Raw genomic sequence first — 14,035 nt, 5'->3', positions numbered from 1 at the left:
TCCGCTCCGGCCCGGCGGCGTCGATCCGGCCCGGCGGCGTCGATCCGTGGCCGGAAAGCCGGTTAACGGGCCGGCATTGCGGGCAGCCTCTGGTTGGATCAACGCAGAGTGCCGGCGGAGGAGTTGGACGTGAGTGGTCAGGTCGAGATCGTCCACATCGGGGGTTACACCGCGCAGAGCGGCGGCCGGGGCAGCGGCATCGTCGCGGCCCGCCGGGATCCGGCCACCGGGGCGCTGACCCCGCTCGGCACGGTGGCGACCACCCCGTCCCCCTCGTTCCTGGCTCGGCACCCCACCCACCCGGTGCTCTACTCGGTCAACGAGCTGACGGATGGACAGGTCAGCGCCTGGCGCGTCGGCAACGACGGCGCGCTGGATCCGCTCGGCGCCTGGTCGACCGGCGGCGCCGAGCCCTGCCACCTGGCGGTACTGCCCGACGGGGGTCACCTGGTGGCGGCCAACTACGGCGGCGGCAGCGTCGCGGTCTTCCCGCTCGATGCACGGGGCGTGCCCGGTGAGCGCAGCGACCTGGTGGTGCACGAGGGGCACGGCCCCGACCTGGAGCGTCAGGAGCGGGCGCACAGCCACATGGTCTCGCCGGGGCCGGGCCGAGGGCCGCTGCTCGCCGTCGACCTCGGCACCGACTCGGTCTACCGGTACGACCTGGACGGCGCGAGCGGGCGGTTGGTGCCCCGAGGGCCTCGGATCCGCACGGCGCCGGGCACGGGGCCCCGGCACCTGGCCCGTCACCCCGACGGGCGGCGCTGCTACCTCGTCGGCGAACTGGACGCCTCGGTCATCGCGTACGACCTGACCGACGACGGCGCGCTGCACCAACGCGGTCGGGTCGAGGCGAGCGAGCGAACCGGCCACGTCCAGCCGTCGGAGGTCGCGGTCGCCCCGGACGGCCGGTTCCTCTACGTGGCCAACCGCGGGGTGGGCACCATCGCCGTCTTCGACCTGGCCGGCGAACTGCCCGAGCTGGTGACCGAAGTGGACACCGGCGGCGAGTGGCCCCGGCACTTCGCGCTGATCGGGGAGCACCTGTACGTCGCCGACGAGCGGGCGGACATGCTGCGGGTCTTCCGGCGGGACGCCGGCAGCGGGATTCCGGCGCCGCTCGGAGAGCCGGTGCCGGTGCCGAGCCCGACTTGCGTGCTTCCGTGAGCCGCGACGGCGAGGGGCGAGACGCGAGGGTCACACCGGTTTGGCAACGCCACGGGTCGGCGTCATCACTCTCTGTCGCAAAACAGCGATCAACTGTTTCTCCTCCGTAACTTTAGTCCGAACGGATGTGGCAGAGACGGCACCTTGTACGCAAGATGGTCACCGTGTCAGCAGGCCGCCATCGCATGCGTTCGAAACTTCATCTAGCCGCCGCCGCCGCAACGGCGACGGTGCTCGTCATCACGACCGGCGTCTGGTTCGGCTATCGGGAGCTGATCCAGCCCAGCTGTTCGGGTGAGATTCGGCTCGCCGTGGCGGTCGCCCCCGAGCTCGCGCCGGCGGTGGACGCCGCCTCGTCCCAGTGGGTCAAGGACGGCGCCGCGGTAGGCGGCACCTGCATCCGGGTGGACGTCTCCGCGTCCGACCCGGTCGACGTGGCCGCCGTGGTGGCGGCCAAGCACGGTGCCGTCCTGGCCGGCGTCGGGCAGGCCAGCGGCACCGCCGTCACCCCGGACGTCTGGGTGCCGGACTCCTCCACCTGGCTGCTGCGGTTGAAGAAGGACGCCACGGCGTTCGCTCCGACCAACAGCGCCTCCATCGCGCGCAGTCCCGTCGTGGTGGCGATGCCCGAGCCGGTGGCCACCCGGCTGGGCTGGCCCGACAAGAAGTTCACCTGGACGGACCTGCTCAGGCAGGTCAACAACCCGGGCACCCCGCTCCGCACCGGGATCGTCGAGCCGACCCGGGACGCGGCCGGCCTGTCCGGCCTGCTCTCGCTGACCGCGGCGGCCAGCGCCGCCGGTGGCGACGCCCAGCGCAACACCGTCGGTGCCCTGCGGGCGCTGGCCACGGGGCGTTCCTCGCTCCGCAACGACCTGCTGGCCCGTTTCCCGACCGCCAAGGACCCGACGTCGATCGCCAGCGGTCTCGGCGCGGCGGCGCTGTCCGAAGAGGACGTGATCGCCTACAACAGCAAGGAGCCGCCGGTAAAGCTCGCCGCGCTCTACATGGAGCCGGCGCCGATGCCGCTGGACTACCCGTACGCGGTGCTGCCGGGCATCGAGCCGACCAAGGCCTCGGCGGCCGGGGTGCTGTTCGAGTTGCTCACCCAACCCACGTTCCGTGACCGGCTGGCGGCGCAGTCGCTGCGCGCGCCGGACGGCAACTGGGGCTCCGGCTTCAAGGCGCCGCAGGGTGCGCCGAGCCCGGCCGGCGGCGCGTCGACCGCGCCCGCCGCTGGCGGCACCGCCGCGGGCGGCCTGGACCCGGCCGCGATACAGCGCGTCGTCTCCAGCTGGTCGATCGCCACCCAGTCCGGCCGGATGCTGGCCGTCATCGACGTCTCCGGGTCGATGAAGGACGAGGTGCCGAGCGCCAACAACCGCAGCCGGGAGGAGGTCACCGTGGACGCGGCCCGCCGCGGCCTCGGCCTCTTCGACGACTCCTGGTCGATCGGCCTGTGGACCTTCTCCACCAACCTGATCGGCAGCCGGGACTACAAGCAGCTGGTCCCCATCGGGCCGCTCTCCGGCCAGCGGGCCCAGTTGGAGGCGGCGCTCGGCTCGATCAAGCCGTCCAGCGGCGACACCGGCCTCTACGACACCACGCTCGCCGCGTATCAGGCGGTGCAGGAGGACTGGCAGCCCGGCCGGGTCAACTCCATCGTGCTGTTCACCGACGGCAAGAACGAGGACAGCAACGGCATCACCCAGGCCCAGCTGCTCGCCAAGCTGAAGCAGATCGCCGACCCTGAGCGACCGGTCCAGGTCGTCATGATCGGTATCGGCGAGGGCGTCAGCAAGGCCGAGCTGGAGTCGATCACGAAGGTGACCGGTGGTGGCAGCTTCGTCACCAAGGACCCGAACGAGATCGGCAACATCTTCCTCAACGCCATCGCGCTCCGCCCGCCGGCACCGCGCTGATTCGAGGCACAGCCAGGGGGAGCCCGCCGTACCGTCGAACCGGTACGGCGGGCTCCTTCTCAGCCACCCTCCACTGTTGAAGAAAAGTGACGGCAATACGTCGGAAGTAATCGGCGGCCATAGTTGTCAGGGCAGGATGTCCGTGTGTTCCGGCATCGTCGGTCCGCCTCCGGTCCGACTCGTCGGCCGGGGCCGTCCTGATCCAGAGTGGGAGGCCCGGTGACCGCGGCGACACTGTTGACCCCCGCGAGCAGATCGGCGAAGCAGCGTGGCCGTCCGCCCGGGCTGGTGACCCACGCCGACGAACGGTCCTACATCCGGGGCCTGGTGGTGCTGGACACCACCATCCTCGTCATGGCGCTGCTCGTCGGGTACGTCGCCCGGTTCGGTGACAACGAGCCGAGCGGCTCGGAGATCCCGTACGTGCTGGTGGCGCCGGGGCTGGTACTGGCCTGGCTGGTCTCGCTCAAGGCGCTCGGCTGCTACGACGACCGGGTGATCGGTTACGGGGCCGACGAGTACCGGCGGGTCACCTCGGCCAGCCTCCGGCTGGCCGGTGCGATCGCCATCGCCGGGTACATCGCCGACGTCGGCGTCTCCCGAGGCTTCCTCGGCATCTCCTTCGCGGTGGGCACCGTCGGGCTGGAGGTCGCCCGCTTCGCCGCCCGCAAGCGTCTGCACCGGGCCCGCTCACGTGGCGCCGGCTGGTCGCGGAAGGTGCTGGTGGTCGGCGACACCGCGCACGTGCTGGAGCTGGTGCACACGTTGCGCCGGGAGCCGTACGCCGGCTACCACGTGGTCGGCGCGTGCATCCCGGACGCGCTGCTGGCGCCGGTGGCCCAGCGGTTGGGCGACGTGCCGGTGGTGGGGTCGTTCCGGGGCATCCCGGAGGCCGCCACCGCGATCGGCGCGGACACGGTCGCGGTCACGGCCTCCGGCGAGTTGACCGCCGCCCGGTTGCGCCGCCTCGGCTGGCAGCTGGAGGGGACCGGCGTCGACCTGGTCGTGGCGCCGGCGCTGACGGACGTGGCCGGCCCGCGGATCCACACCCGTCCCGTGGCCGGGCTGCCGCTGATCCACGTCGAGGCACCCGAGTTCCGCGGCGCACGGAAGCTGGTGAAGGGCCTGGTCGACCGGTCCGCCTCGTCGCTCGCGCTGGCGCTGCTGCTGCCGCTGATCGCGTTCATCGCGTTGGCCATCAAGCTGGACAGCCGGGGCCCGGTGCTGTTCCGGCAGGTCCGGGTCGGCCGGGGCGGGCAGGAGTTCGGCGTGTTCAAGTTCCGGACCATGGTGGTGAACGCCGACGAGCTGCTCGCCGAGCTGGCCGCCCGCAACGAGACCGACGGCCTGATGTTCAAGATGCGCGACGACCCCCGGGTCACCCGGGTCGGCCGGCTGCTGCGCAAGTGGTCGCTCGACGAGCTGCCACAGCTGGTCAACGTGCTGCTGGGCCAGATGAGCCTGGTCGGGCCGCGCCCGCCGCTGCCCTCCGAGGTGGCCCGCTACGACGGCGACGTGGCCCGCCGACTGCTGGTCAAGCCCGGCATGACCGGTCTGTGGCAGGTCAGCGGTCGGTCCGACCTGAGCTGGGAGGACGGCATCCGGCTCGACCTCTACTACGTGGAGAACTGGTCCCTCGCCGCCGATCTCACCATCCTCTGGAAGACCTTCGGCGCGGTGCTGAACAGCCGCGGCGCGTACTGACCGCCGGCGTGTCCCACCCTGCCGGGCCGGCACCCGGCCGGGCCGTCACGGCTGCGGGCCGGTCCAGTCCAGGCAGACCACCACCGCGTCGTCGACCAGGTCACCGGAGACGAACGCGCGCAGGTCACCGAGCAGCGACCGGACGGCGTCCAGCGGCTCCATCGGGCCGGTCCGCCGCAGGAACCGGTCCAGCGCCGTCTCGCCGTAGCGGGCGTCCTGCCCGGCGGCCTCCACCACCCCGTCGCTGACCACGAAGAGCCGGTCGCCGCGCTCCAGCGGGAACCGCTGCTCGTGGTAGTCGGTCGCCTCGAACATGCCGAGCGGGAACTGTGCCTCCAGCGGCTGCTCGGTGACATTCCCCTCGCGCAGCAGGACGAGTCGGGGCGAGCCGGCGTCGACCACCGTCATCATCCCGGAGCGCAGGTCCAGCTCCATCAGCAGCGCGGACAGGTGCCGCTCACCCCGGTACTCGTCGTAGAGCGCCTGGTCGGCGAGGGCGGCCTGGTCGGCCAGGCCGAGCCCGGCCCGGCGGGCGTTGCGCAGTGCGTGGGTGGCCAGTGAGGTGAGCAGGGAGGCGGCGACGCCCTCGCCGGTGCCGTTGATCGTGGACAACCAGAGCCGCTGCCCGTCGTCGGACCAGTCGAAGCTGTCGCCGCGTACCGTGTACGCCGGCTCCAACTGCCCGGCGAGGCTGAACGAGGGCCGGATCCGGCTGCGACCCGGCAGCAGGTCCCACTGCATCTCCGCGGCCAGGGTGAGCCGCTGGCTGCGCCGGGCCGCGCGGTAGACGTCGGTGCCGGCGGAGACGGCGGCCAGCTCGTGGGCGAGCGCGGTGGCGATGTCGGCCAGCTCGGCGAGGACGGCACGGTCGTCCGGGACCGGTGCAAGGCGCAGCACCCCCCGGCGCTCGCCGCGCATGCTGACCGGAAACCAGGCGCTGCCATCGGCGAGCACCGGCGACTGGTGGTCGAAGGCACGCCAGGCGGGGTGCCCGGCGCCCGTGAGAGCGTCACCCTCGGTGAGCGGCAACAGCTGCGAAAGCCGGTAGTCGACCTGGTACAGCTCCGTCTCGGTGATCCCGTACGAGCGGGCGACAAGCTCCCCGAGGCGGGGGACAAGGAGATCGGCGGGTGTCTCTTTCAAGGTACGTCGTGCCTGATTGACCGGTTCGCTCATTCCCGCTCCCTTGATCAAAGCTCGGCTACCAGTGGGTTCGGAGTAGTCTCGGGCCACCATGGCCGAACTGCCCGGTCCACCGGACCCCGAAACGAGTATGGCTGCCGCGTTGGACGCGGCGGCTGCTGCTCTGCTGACTGTGTGGGAGTCGGCTCGGGAGGGAACCGCCAACCGGGTGTCCGGAGCGCAGCTACGGGCTGTGATGGTCGTGGAGCAGTACGACGGGATCAACCTGCGCCGGCTCGCCTCCCGACTCAACATGTTGCTCAGCTCCGCCAGTCGGCTCTGTGACCGGCTGGTCGCCGCCGGGATGCTGGAGCGCGAGCCGGGCCGTTTCGACCGGCGGGAGATCGCCCTGCACCTCACCCCGGAGGCCCGCCGGCTCCTCGCCGAGCTGCGGGCCGACCGTCAGGCGCAACTCGCCGCCGTGCTGGCCGAGATGAGTCCCGCGGGCCGCGACGCGTTGCTGCACGGGGTGCGGGAATTCGACGAGATCGCCCGCCGGCAGCAGGCGCAGGCCCAGGCTTCGGTGCCGGCCCCGCCGGACGACCCGGACCGGCCCACCGGGCGGGCGGACGACTGGCCGGAGGACCCGGACCGGCCGAGCCAGGCGCTGTGGACGGGCGCGTCGGGTGGCCCCGAGCGGACGGTGGGCACGCCCCGGGAGTGGCCGACCGGGGAGCCTCCGGTGGCGCGGACCGCCTGACCCGGCCGTTCGGGCCGAGCGCGGTCCGAGTCGAGCATGGTCCGAGTCGAGCGGTGGCCCGTCGGTCAGGCCGGCGTCGACGCGCACACGGCCAGCATCGCGATGTCGTCGTGGACCTGCCCGTTCAGCCATTCGTCGACCAGCTGGAGCAGCCGGTCCACCAGCGCGGCCGGCGGCAGCCCGCTGGCCGAGGCGAGCGCGGCGCGCAGCCGGCCCTCGCCGAACATCTCCACCTCGCGCGGCCCGCCGCGCGCCCCGGTGACCCCGTCGGTGTACGCGAGCAGCAGGTCGCCGGGGTCGAGGTGCACCCGTGCCTCGGTGAACCGGGCGGCGGCCAGCGCGCCGACCGGCATCCCGCCGACCTGGACCGGGGTGACCGTCCCGCCGGCGGTGACCAGCAGGGGCGCCGGATGACCCCCACCGGCGATCCGGATGTCCACCCCGGCGGGCCCCCGATCCAGCGAGCCGAGCAGCAGGGTGGTGAACTGGCTGCGCCGCGCCGCGTCGGGCGCGTCGAACAGTGCCCGGTTCAGCAGCCGGATCAACTCCAGCGGGCGCTGCTCGACCAGTCGCAGCGTCTGCAACGACTGGCGGACCCGGCCGGTCAGCACTGCCGCGCCGACGCCCCTGCCGCACACGTCGCCGAGCGCGAACAGCGCACCGCGGGGGTGCGGGAACACCTCGTAGAAGTCGCCCCCGATGCGCAGGCTGTCCCCGGCGGCCCGGTAGCCGCCGGCCAGGCTCACCCCGGGCACCGTGGGCAGCTCCGGCGGGAGCAGGCTGGCCTGCAACACCCGGGCCAGGTGGGCCTGCTCGCCGTACAGCTCGGCGGTGGCCAGCGCGGCGCCGGCCCGTGTGCCGAACTCGCGGGCCAGCTCGACGTCGCGCGGATCGAAGCCGGCCCGTCCGGCCCGGCGGATCAGCAGCAGGGCGCCGGCCGGGCCGCCGGCGCTGAGTATCGGGCTGACCAGCACCGTGCCCGGCCGGCCGAACCCGGGCGGCAGCACGGTGGCCAGGTCGGCGAGCCCGGCGTCCCGCCACGGACCCGGCTCGGTCAGCTCACCGGTCAGCGCCTCGGTCAACCCGGGCACGGTGCCGGTCAGCTCCTCCCCGGCCAGCCCGGTGACCGGGGAGGGGTCGCTGTCGGCGTACCGGATCCAGCGGGCACGCGGATCGGCCGGCGCGGGCGGGCGGTGCAGCACCACGGCGGCGTCGGCCAGGTACGGCACGGCGAGGGTCGCGGTGGCCCGCAGCGTCTGGTCGCGGTGCAGGGAGCGCCCCAGCCGGCTGCCCGCCTCGGCGAGGAACGCGGTGCGGGAGCGTTCGGCCAGCAGGGCGTCGGTGCGGGCGTGCTCCTCGGTGACGTCCCGGACGTACCAGGCGTACCGCGCGCCGGCGAGCAGCCGTCGGGCGCCGCGCAGTCGCCGGCCGCGGTGCTCGACGTCGAAGCACCCGGCATCGTCGGCGACCGCCCGGGCCAGTGCCGGCACCGGGCACCGGGACAGCTCGGTGCCGGCGGTGATCTCCGGGAACAGCTCGGCCGCCATGGCGTTGACCAGGGTCACCCGGCCGGTCTCGTCGGTCGTCAACACGGCCTCGGCGAGCCCGTCGAGCAACTCGCGGGCCAGCCGTGGGTCGGCCGGCAGCGGGTTGCCGGTGGACGGCCGGGTCGGCGGGTGGGAGGGGGCCCCGTCGCCGCTGACCGGACCGGCGATGCCGCCCCGTCGGGTCGTGGTCACCGCCCGACGCCGACGAGCGTCTGACGACCTGTGCACATGCTGTTCGTGGACTCCTCGCCCGGGGATCGTTGCCTCAGGGCAAGCGTACCGAGCCCCCGCAGGGAGAGCCCGGTCAGCCGGAGCGGGCCAGCCAGCCGGCGGGTCGGGCGACGATCTGGCGTACCACCGAGCCGGCCGCGCCCACCGCGGCGGCCTCCGCGCCGAGCGTCGCCGGCCGGACCGTGACCGGTGACCAGGCGGCGGTGAGCACCCGGCTGGCGATCTCGGCGAGCACCGGCGGGCACAGCCAGGGCGACAGGGGGGCGTACCCACCGCCGAGCACGACGGTGTCCAGGTCCAGCAGGTTGACCACGCCGGCCACCGCGACACCGAGTGCCGTCCCGGCCTCGTGCAGCGCCCGTAGCGCGTCGGCGTCGCCGGCCTCGGCCAGCTCGGCCAGCCGGGCGGTCGCGGTGTCCGCGGGAAGTTCCGCCCGGGCCAGCCCGGCGGCGGCCACGATCGCCTCCTGGCCGGCGTACTGCTCCAGGCAGCCCTGCCCGCCGCAGCGGCACGGACGGCCCTCCGGGTGGACCGGGAGGTGCCCGATCTCCCCGCTCCAACCGCGTACGCCGCGGAACAGCGCTCCGTCCAGGACGATCCCGGCGCCGATGCCGACCTCGCCGGAGATGTGCAGGAAGCTGGCCGGCCCGGGTGGCCGGGAGTGCAGCTCGCCGAGCGCGGCGAGGTTGGCCTCGTTGTCCACCACCAGCGCCGGTACGCCGGGCACCTGCTCGGTCAACGGTGGGTGCCCGGCCAGCAGCGCGGGCACCGGCACGTCGCGCCAGCCGAGGTTCGGCGCGAGCCGGACCAGCCCGGCCCCGTCCACCAGGCCCGGCACGGCGAGCGCGGCGCCGGCCAGGGTGAGGCCCTGCCGGGCGGCGTCCGCGCGGGCCTGCCCGGCCAGCTCGACCAGTCGGGCGAGTGCCTCGGCCGGCGCCACCGGCCGCAGGTCGGCCCGTTGCACGGTGTGGTGCCGGACCTGACCGGCGAGATCCACCACGCAGACCGCCAGGTAGTCGACGTTGACCTCCAGGCCGAGCCCGGCCGGCCCCTGGTCGGCCAGCACCAGACCCCGGGCGGGGCGGCCGGCGCCGGCCCGGGGCGCCGGGTCGGCCTCGCCGACCAGCCGGCCGGCCAGCAGGTCCTCGACCACCGCGGAGACGGTGGCCCGGGTGAGGCCGGTCGCCGTGGCGAGGTCGGCCCGGGACGGGGGACGGTCGGCGGCGGCGATCCGGCCGAGCACGAGGGCGAGGTTGAGCTCGCGCAGGCTGCCCTGACGGACGGCGCCGGCCGGAGCGTTGGTGAGGCTCACCCCTTGACAGTGCCATAGGCCGCGCAAATAATTCAATGGTTGAACAAATAGTGGACGACACCACCCCGGAGGCCCCCATGGCACCCCGTCCCACCCCCGCCGACAAGTTCTCCTTCGGGCTCTGGACCGTGGGCTGGCAGGCCCGTGACCCGTTCGGTGACGCGACCCGTCCGGAGCTGGACCCGGTCGAGGCGGTGAACCGGCTCGCCGAGCTGGGCGCGTACGGGATCACCTTCCACGACGACGACCTGGTCCCGTTCGGGGTCGACGCCGCGACCCGCGACCAGCACATCGCCCGGTTCCGCAAGGCCCTCGACGAGACCGGCCTGGTCGTGCCGATGGTCACCACGAACCTCTTCACCCACCCGGTCTTCAAGGACGGCGGCTTCACCAGCAACGACCGGGACGTCCGCCGGTACGCGCTGCGCAAGGTGCTGCGCAACGTCGACCTGGCCGCCGAGCTGGGCGCCAGCACGTTCGTGATGTGGGGCGGCCGGGAGGGCTCGGAGTACGACGTCGCCAAGGACGTCCGCGCCGCGCTGGACCGCTACCGCGAGGCGGTCGACCTGCTCACCCAGTACGTCATCGACCGCGGCTACAACCTGCGCTTCGCGCTGGAGCCCAAGCCCAACGAGCCGCGCGGCGACATCCTGCTGCCGACGGTCGGGCACGCGCTCGCCTTCATCTCCCAGCTGGCCCACCCGGAGCTGGTCGGTCTCAACCCGGAGGTCGGCCACGAGCAGATGGCCGGGCTCAACTACGCCCACGGCATCGCCCAGGCGCTCTGGCAGGGCAAGCTGTTCCACCTGGACCTCAACGGCCAGCGCGGCATCAAGTACGACCAGGACCTGGTCTTCGGCCACGGTGACCTGATGAACGCGTTCGCCCTGGTGGACCTTCTGGAGAACGGCGGCCCGAACGGCGGGCCGACCTACGACGGCCCCCGGCACTTCGACTACAAGCCCTCCCGCACCGAGGACATGGACGGGGTGTGGGCGTCGGCGGCGGCCAACATGAGCACGTACCTGCTGCTCAAGGAGCGGGCCGCCGCGTTCCGCGCCGACCCCGAGGTGATCGAGGCGCTGGCCGCCAGCAAGGTCGGCGAGCTGAGCACCCCGACCCTGAACCCGGGCGAGGGCTACGACGGCATCCTCGCCGACCGGTCCGCGTTCGAGGAGTTCGACGTCGACGCGGCCGCCGCCCGGGGCTTCGCCTTCGTCCGGCTCAACCAGCTCGCCGTCGAGCACCTGCTCGGCGCCCGCTGAGGCCCGCCATGCCGCTGGTCGCGGGCGTCGACTCGTCCACACAGTCCTGCAAGGTGGTGATCCGGGACGCGGAGACCGGCGCCCTGCTCCGGCAGGGCCGGGCGCCGCACCCGGACGGCACCGAGGTCGACCCGGAAGCCTGGTGGCAGGCGCTGCAAGGCGCCGCCGACCAGGCCGGCGGGCTGGCCGACGTAGCGGCGGTCTCCGTCGCCGGCCAGCAGCACGGCATGGTCTGCCTCGACGAGGACGGCCGGGTGGTCCGCCCGGCGCTGCTGTGGAACGACACCCGCTCCGCCGACGCCGCCGCCGACCTCGTTGCGGAGGCCGGCGGCGGCGCGGCGGGGCGCCGGTTCTGGGCGGAGGCCACCGGCAGCGTTCCGGTGGCCAGCTTCACCATCACCAAGCTGCGTTGGCTGGCCCGGCACGAGCCGGAGCTGGCCGCCCGGGTGGCCGCCGTCTGCCTGCCGCACGACTGGCTGACGTGGCGGCTGGCCGGTGCGCCGGGGCTGTCCGCGCTGCGGACGGACCGGGGTGACGCCAGCGGCACCGGCTACTGGTCGCCCGCCACGGGTGCCTACCGGCTGGACCTGCTGGAGCGTGCCTTCGGCCGTCGGTTGACGGTGCCCGAGGTGCTCGGCCCCGCCGAGTCGGCCGGCACCCTGCCGGCCGGAGGGCTGAATGGGCCGGGCGGTGCGCTGCTCGGCGCCGGCACCGGGGACAACGCCGCCGCCGCGCTCGGTGTCGGTGCCGGTCCGGGTGACGTGGTGGTCTCGATCGGCACCTCCGGCACGGTGTTCAGCGTCGCCGACGTGGCGGCGGCCGACGAGAGTGGCGCGGTCGCCGGTTTCGCCGACGCGGCCGGCCGGTTCCTGCCGCTGGTCTGCACGCTCAACGCGGCCCGGGTGCTGGATGCCGCCGCCGCGATGCTCGGGGTCGGGCTGGACGAGCTGGCCGAGCTGGCGCTCTCCGCGCCGGCCGGGGCGGACGGGCTGGTCATGGTGCCCTACCTGGAGGGTGAGCGGACGCCGAACCGTCCGCTGGCCACCGGCGCGGTGCACGGGCTGACCCTGCGGACCTCGACACCGGCGCACCTGGCCCGGGCCGCCGTGGAGGGCATGCTCTGCGCGCTCGCCGACGGCCTGGACGCGTTGACCGCGCAGGGCGCCACCGTCCGCCGGGTCATCCTGGTCGGCGGCGGGGCCCGGTCGGCCGCCGTGCGCCGGATCGCACCGCAGGTCTTCGGCTGCCCGGTGGTCGTCCCGCCGGCGGGGGAGTACGTCGCCGACGGCGCCGCCCGGCAGGCCGCCTGGGTCGCCCTGGGCGGCGACGCGCCGCCGCGGTGGACGGTTCAGGGCACCGAGGAGTACGCCGCGGAGCCCGTGCCCGCCGTCCGTGACCAGTACGCCGCCGCTCGGGGGTTGATCCTGGATCGGCGGTGACGTCGGGGCGGCCATCGATCACCGTCTTTCAGATCGTGACGGCTCCGTTACGGGAACCGACACACGTGGGACTGTTTCCATCGATGGTGATCAGTAGAATTCCGGTTCCGGCTTCTCCCCGAGGAGGATGTGTGGAACCTGTCTCACGTATCAGAAGAACGGCCGCGATGGCCGCACCCGCCGTGCTGGTCGGGGCGCTGCTCACCGTCGTCGCCGGGGCATCCCCGGCTCAGGCCAAGTGCGTCGAGTCCCCGAAGCAGCAGCAGATCAGCATCGGTGGCCGGGTGGTCGGCATCGAGGAGGCGCAGTCGACCGAGACCTGCGAGGGCAACGGCGTCTACTACGGCCGGATCCGGGACACCTACAGCGACGGCTCGTGCGTCGCGGTGCTCTACTACGACCCCTCGCTGGTCGGCACGTTCGGCACCAGCTGCGACTCGGCCGGCTACCGGTACACCTACCGGGACACGCGCGGCGACAGCATCTACGACTCCAACTTCCGCGGGAAGCTCACCGCCACCGGCGCGCTGAGCCCCGAATACCTGAACGTCGGCTACTGACGGCCCGCCCCGCCGCCGCGACCGCTCCGGTCGCGGCGGCGGCTGGCTTCGTGCGGTGCGGATAGCGAGGTACGGATGATGCGCGGACGCCTGCTGCTCCTGGTCGCCGTGGCGCTGGTCCTCTCGGGCTGCGGCGGCGGAGAACCGGCCCGGCGGGCCGACCCCGCCGGGGTGGCCCGGGAGCTGACGCTCACCCTGGACCGGGGCGACGACGACTACGACGAGGCGATGGACTACTGGCGGCGGGTCAACGACTCGCTGGTCCGCTGCATGGCCGACGGCGGCCTCACCTACCAGCCGTACGTCGACCAGTGGGCGGTGGACCGCCGGATAGCGCTCGGGGTGAGCCGGGAGGAGTTCGCCGAGCGGTATGGCTACGGCCTCACCACCCTGATCGACTACCTGCCACCGGGCGTCCGCCGCGTCGATCCCAACCTGACGGCGCTGCGCCAGATGACGGCCGAGCGCCGCAAGAGCTACCAGGCCCGGCTGGCGTCCTGCCGGCGCGACGCCCGGCAGCAGTTCGGCCCCGCCCCGCACGTCGACACCATCGCGATGACCGACGAGGAGAGCGACCGCAGGGACGAGATCCTGGCCGCCGTGGACAGGGATCCCCGAGTGGTCCGGGCCGCGGCGGAACGCACCCGGTGCATCGAGGCGAAGGGGTTCTCCAGCGCGGACAGCCGTTCCCTGGTGCTCTCCCAGGCCGCGGAGCGGTACCGCGACGGCTTCGAGCGGGCGGCCCTCGCCGCCGAGCAGGCCGGGCGGGACAGCTCCGCGCTCCGGCTGGCCGACGTCTTCGGCGCCGCGGACCTGGCCGAGCTGAAGCGGTTGCAACAGCGGGAGATCGCCGAGGCCCGGCAGGTGGAACCATGCCAGTGGGCGTACGACGACAGCTACCAGGTGGTCTACCGGGAGCACCTGGCACGGGTGGGAGCCGGTGGCGGCTGACCGGCGGCACCCACCCGCGTGACGACGTCGCCGGCGCGGTCTGGTTGGCTGCCGG

11 protein-coding genes are annotated in these 14,035 nt (G+C 73.7%); 8 read left to right on the top strand and 3 right to left on the bottom strand.

Annotated features, from left to right (window positions below; genetic code table 11):
• The first annotated feature begins 129 nt into the window (after positions 1-129).
• The 3 genes from AB0K07_RS28130 (at position 130) to AB0K07_RS28120 (ending at position 4,793) form a co-directional block, all read left to right on the top strand.
• The gene (locus tag AB0K07_RS28130; protein WP_363759699.1) at positions 130-1,167 is read left to right on the top strand and encodes a lactonase family protein; all 1,038 of its coding nucleotides are present in this window, start codon (positions 130-132) and stop codon (positions 1,165-1,167) included.
• A gap of 164 nt (positions 1,168-1,331) precedes the next feature.
• Positions 1,332-3,089: a substrate-binding domain-containing protein gene (locus tag AB0K07_RS28125; protein ID WP_363759696.1), complete on the top strand. Its 1,758-nt coding sequence runs from the start codon at positions 1,332-1,334 to the stop codon at positions 3,087-3,089.
• A gap of 288 nt (positions 3,090-3,377) precedes the next feature.
• Positions 3,378-4,793, top strand: a complete 1,416-nt coding sequence (locus AB0K07_RS28120; protein ID WP_363759816.1) for a sugar transferase — start codon at positions 3,378-3,380, stop codon at positions 4,791-4,793.
• A 45-nt stretch (positions 4,794-4,838) separates the two neighbouring features.
• On the opposite strand, the gene AB0K07_RS28115 is transcribed toward AB0K07_RS28120, so the two are convergent.
• Entirely contained in the window at positions 4,839-5,969 is a 1,131-nt protein-coding gene (locus AB0K07_RS28115) for a PP2C family protein-serine/threonine phosphatase (RefSeq protein WP_363759693.1), read from the bottom strand.
• 175 nt (positions 5,970-6,144) lie between these two features.
• Between AB0K07_RS28115 and AB0K07_RS28110 the strand changes: the two genes are divergently transcribed.
• The gene (locus AB0K07_RS28110; RefSeq protein WP_363759690.1) at positions 6,145-6,675 is read left to right on the top strand and encodes a MarR family transcriptional regulator; all 531 of its coding nucleotides are present in this window, start codon (positions 6,145-6,147) and stop codon (positions 6,673-6,675) included.
• A 65-nt stretch (positions 6,676-6,740) separates the two neighbouring features.
• Here AB0K07_RS28110 and AB0K07_RS28105 read toward each other — a convergent pair whose 3' ends face one another.
• A complete protein-coding gene (locus AB0K07_RS28105) occupies positions 6,741-8,414 on the bottom strand; it encodes a SpoIIE family protein phosphatase (protein ID WP_363759687.1) in 1,674 nt (557 codons plus the stop codon).
• A gap of 112 nt (positions 8,415-8,526) precedes the next feature.
• Positions 8,527-9,765, bottom strand: a complete 1,239-nt coding sequence (locus tag AB0K07_RS28100; protein WP_363759684.1) for an ROK family transcriptional regulator — start codon at positions 9,763-9,765, stop codon at positions 8,527-8,529.
• A 77-nt stretch (positions 9,766-9,842) separates the two neighbouring features.
• Here AB0K07_RS28100 and xylA point away from each other — a divergent pair, with 77 nt between their 5' ends.
• From xylA to AB0K07_RS28080, 4 genes are all read left to right on the top strand, one after another.
• Complete coding sequence (gene xylA / locus AB0K07_RS28095; protein ID WP_363759681.1) at positions 9,843-11,030, top strand: xylose isomerase; 1,188 nt, start codon at positions 9,843-9,845, stop codon at positions 11,028-11,030.
• A gap of 8 nt (positions 11,031-11,038) precedes the next feature.
• A complete protein-coding gene (xylB, locus tag AB0K07_RS28090) occupies positions 11,039-12,469 on the top strand; it encodes a xylulokinase (RefSeq protein ID WP_363759678.1) in 1,431 nt (476 codons plus the stop codon).
• 167 nt (positions 12,470-12,636) lie between these two features.
• Positions 12,637-13,029: a hypothetical protein gene (locus AB0K07_RS28085; protein WP_363759675.1), complete on the top strand. Its 393-nt coding sequence runs from the start codon at positions 12,637-12,639 to the stop codon at positions 13,027-13,029.
• A 75-nt stretch (positions 13,030-13,104) separates the two neighbouring features.
• The gene (locus AB0K07_RS28080) at positions 13,105-13,980 is read left to right on the top strand and encodes a hypothetical protein (protein ID WP_363759672.1); all 876 of its coding nucleotides are present in this window, start codon (positions 13,105-13,107) and stop codon (positions 13,978-13,980) included.
• The last annotated feature ends 55 nt before the right edge of the window (positions 13,981-14,035 follow it).

It is taken from the genome of Micromonospora sp. NPDC049301 (genome assembly GCF_040678715.1).
In the GTDB taxonomy this organism is placed as follows: Bacteria; Actinomycetota; Actinomycetes; order Mycobacteriales; family Micromonosporaceae; genus Micromonospora.
This window is presented reverse-complemented; position numbering and strand designations above follow the sequence as displayed.

Bases quoted from the DNA above. Each gene is read 5' to 3' on its own strand.
- AB0K07_RS28080 (WP_363759672.1), top strand. From the start codon at position 13,105: ATGATGCGCGGACGCCTGCTGCTCCTGGTCGCCGTGGCGCTGGTCCTC.
- xylA (WP_363759681.1), top strand. From the start codon at position 9,843: ATGGCACCCCGTCCCACCCCCGCCGACAAGTTCTCCTTCGGGCTCTGG.
- AB0K07_RS28085 (WP_363759675.1), top strand. From the start codon at position 12,637: ATGGCCGCACCCGCCGTGCTGGTCGGGGCGCTGCTCACCGTCGTCGCC.
- AB0K07_RS28115 (WP_363759693.1), bottom strand. From the start codon at position 5,969: ATGAGCGAACCGGTCAATCAGGCACGACGTACCTTGAAAGAGACACCC.
- xylB (WP_363759678.1), top strand. From the start codon at position 11,039: ATGCCGCTGGTCGCGGGCGTCGACTCGTCCACACAGTCCTGCAAGGTG.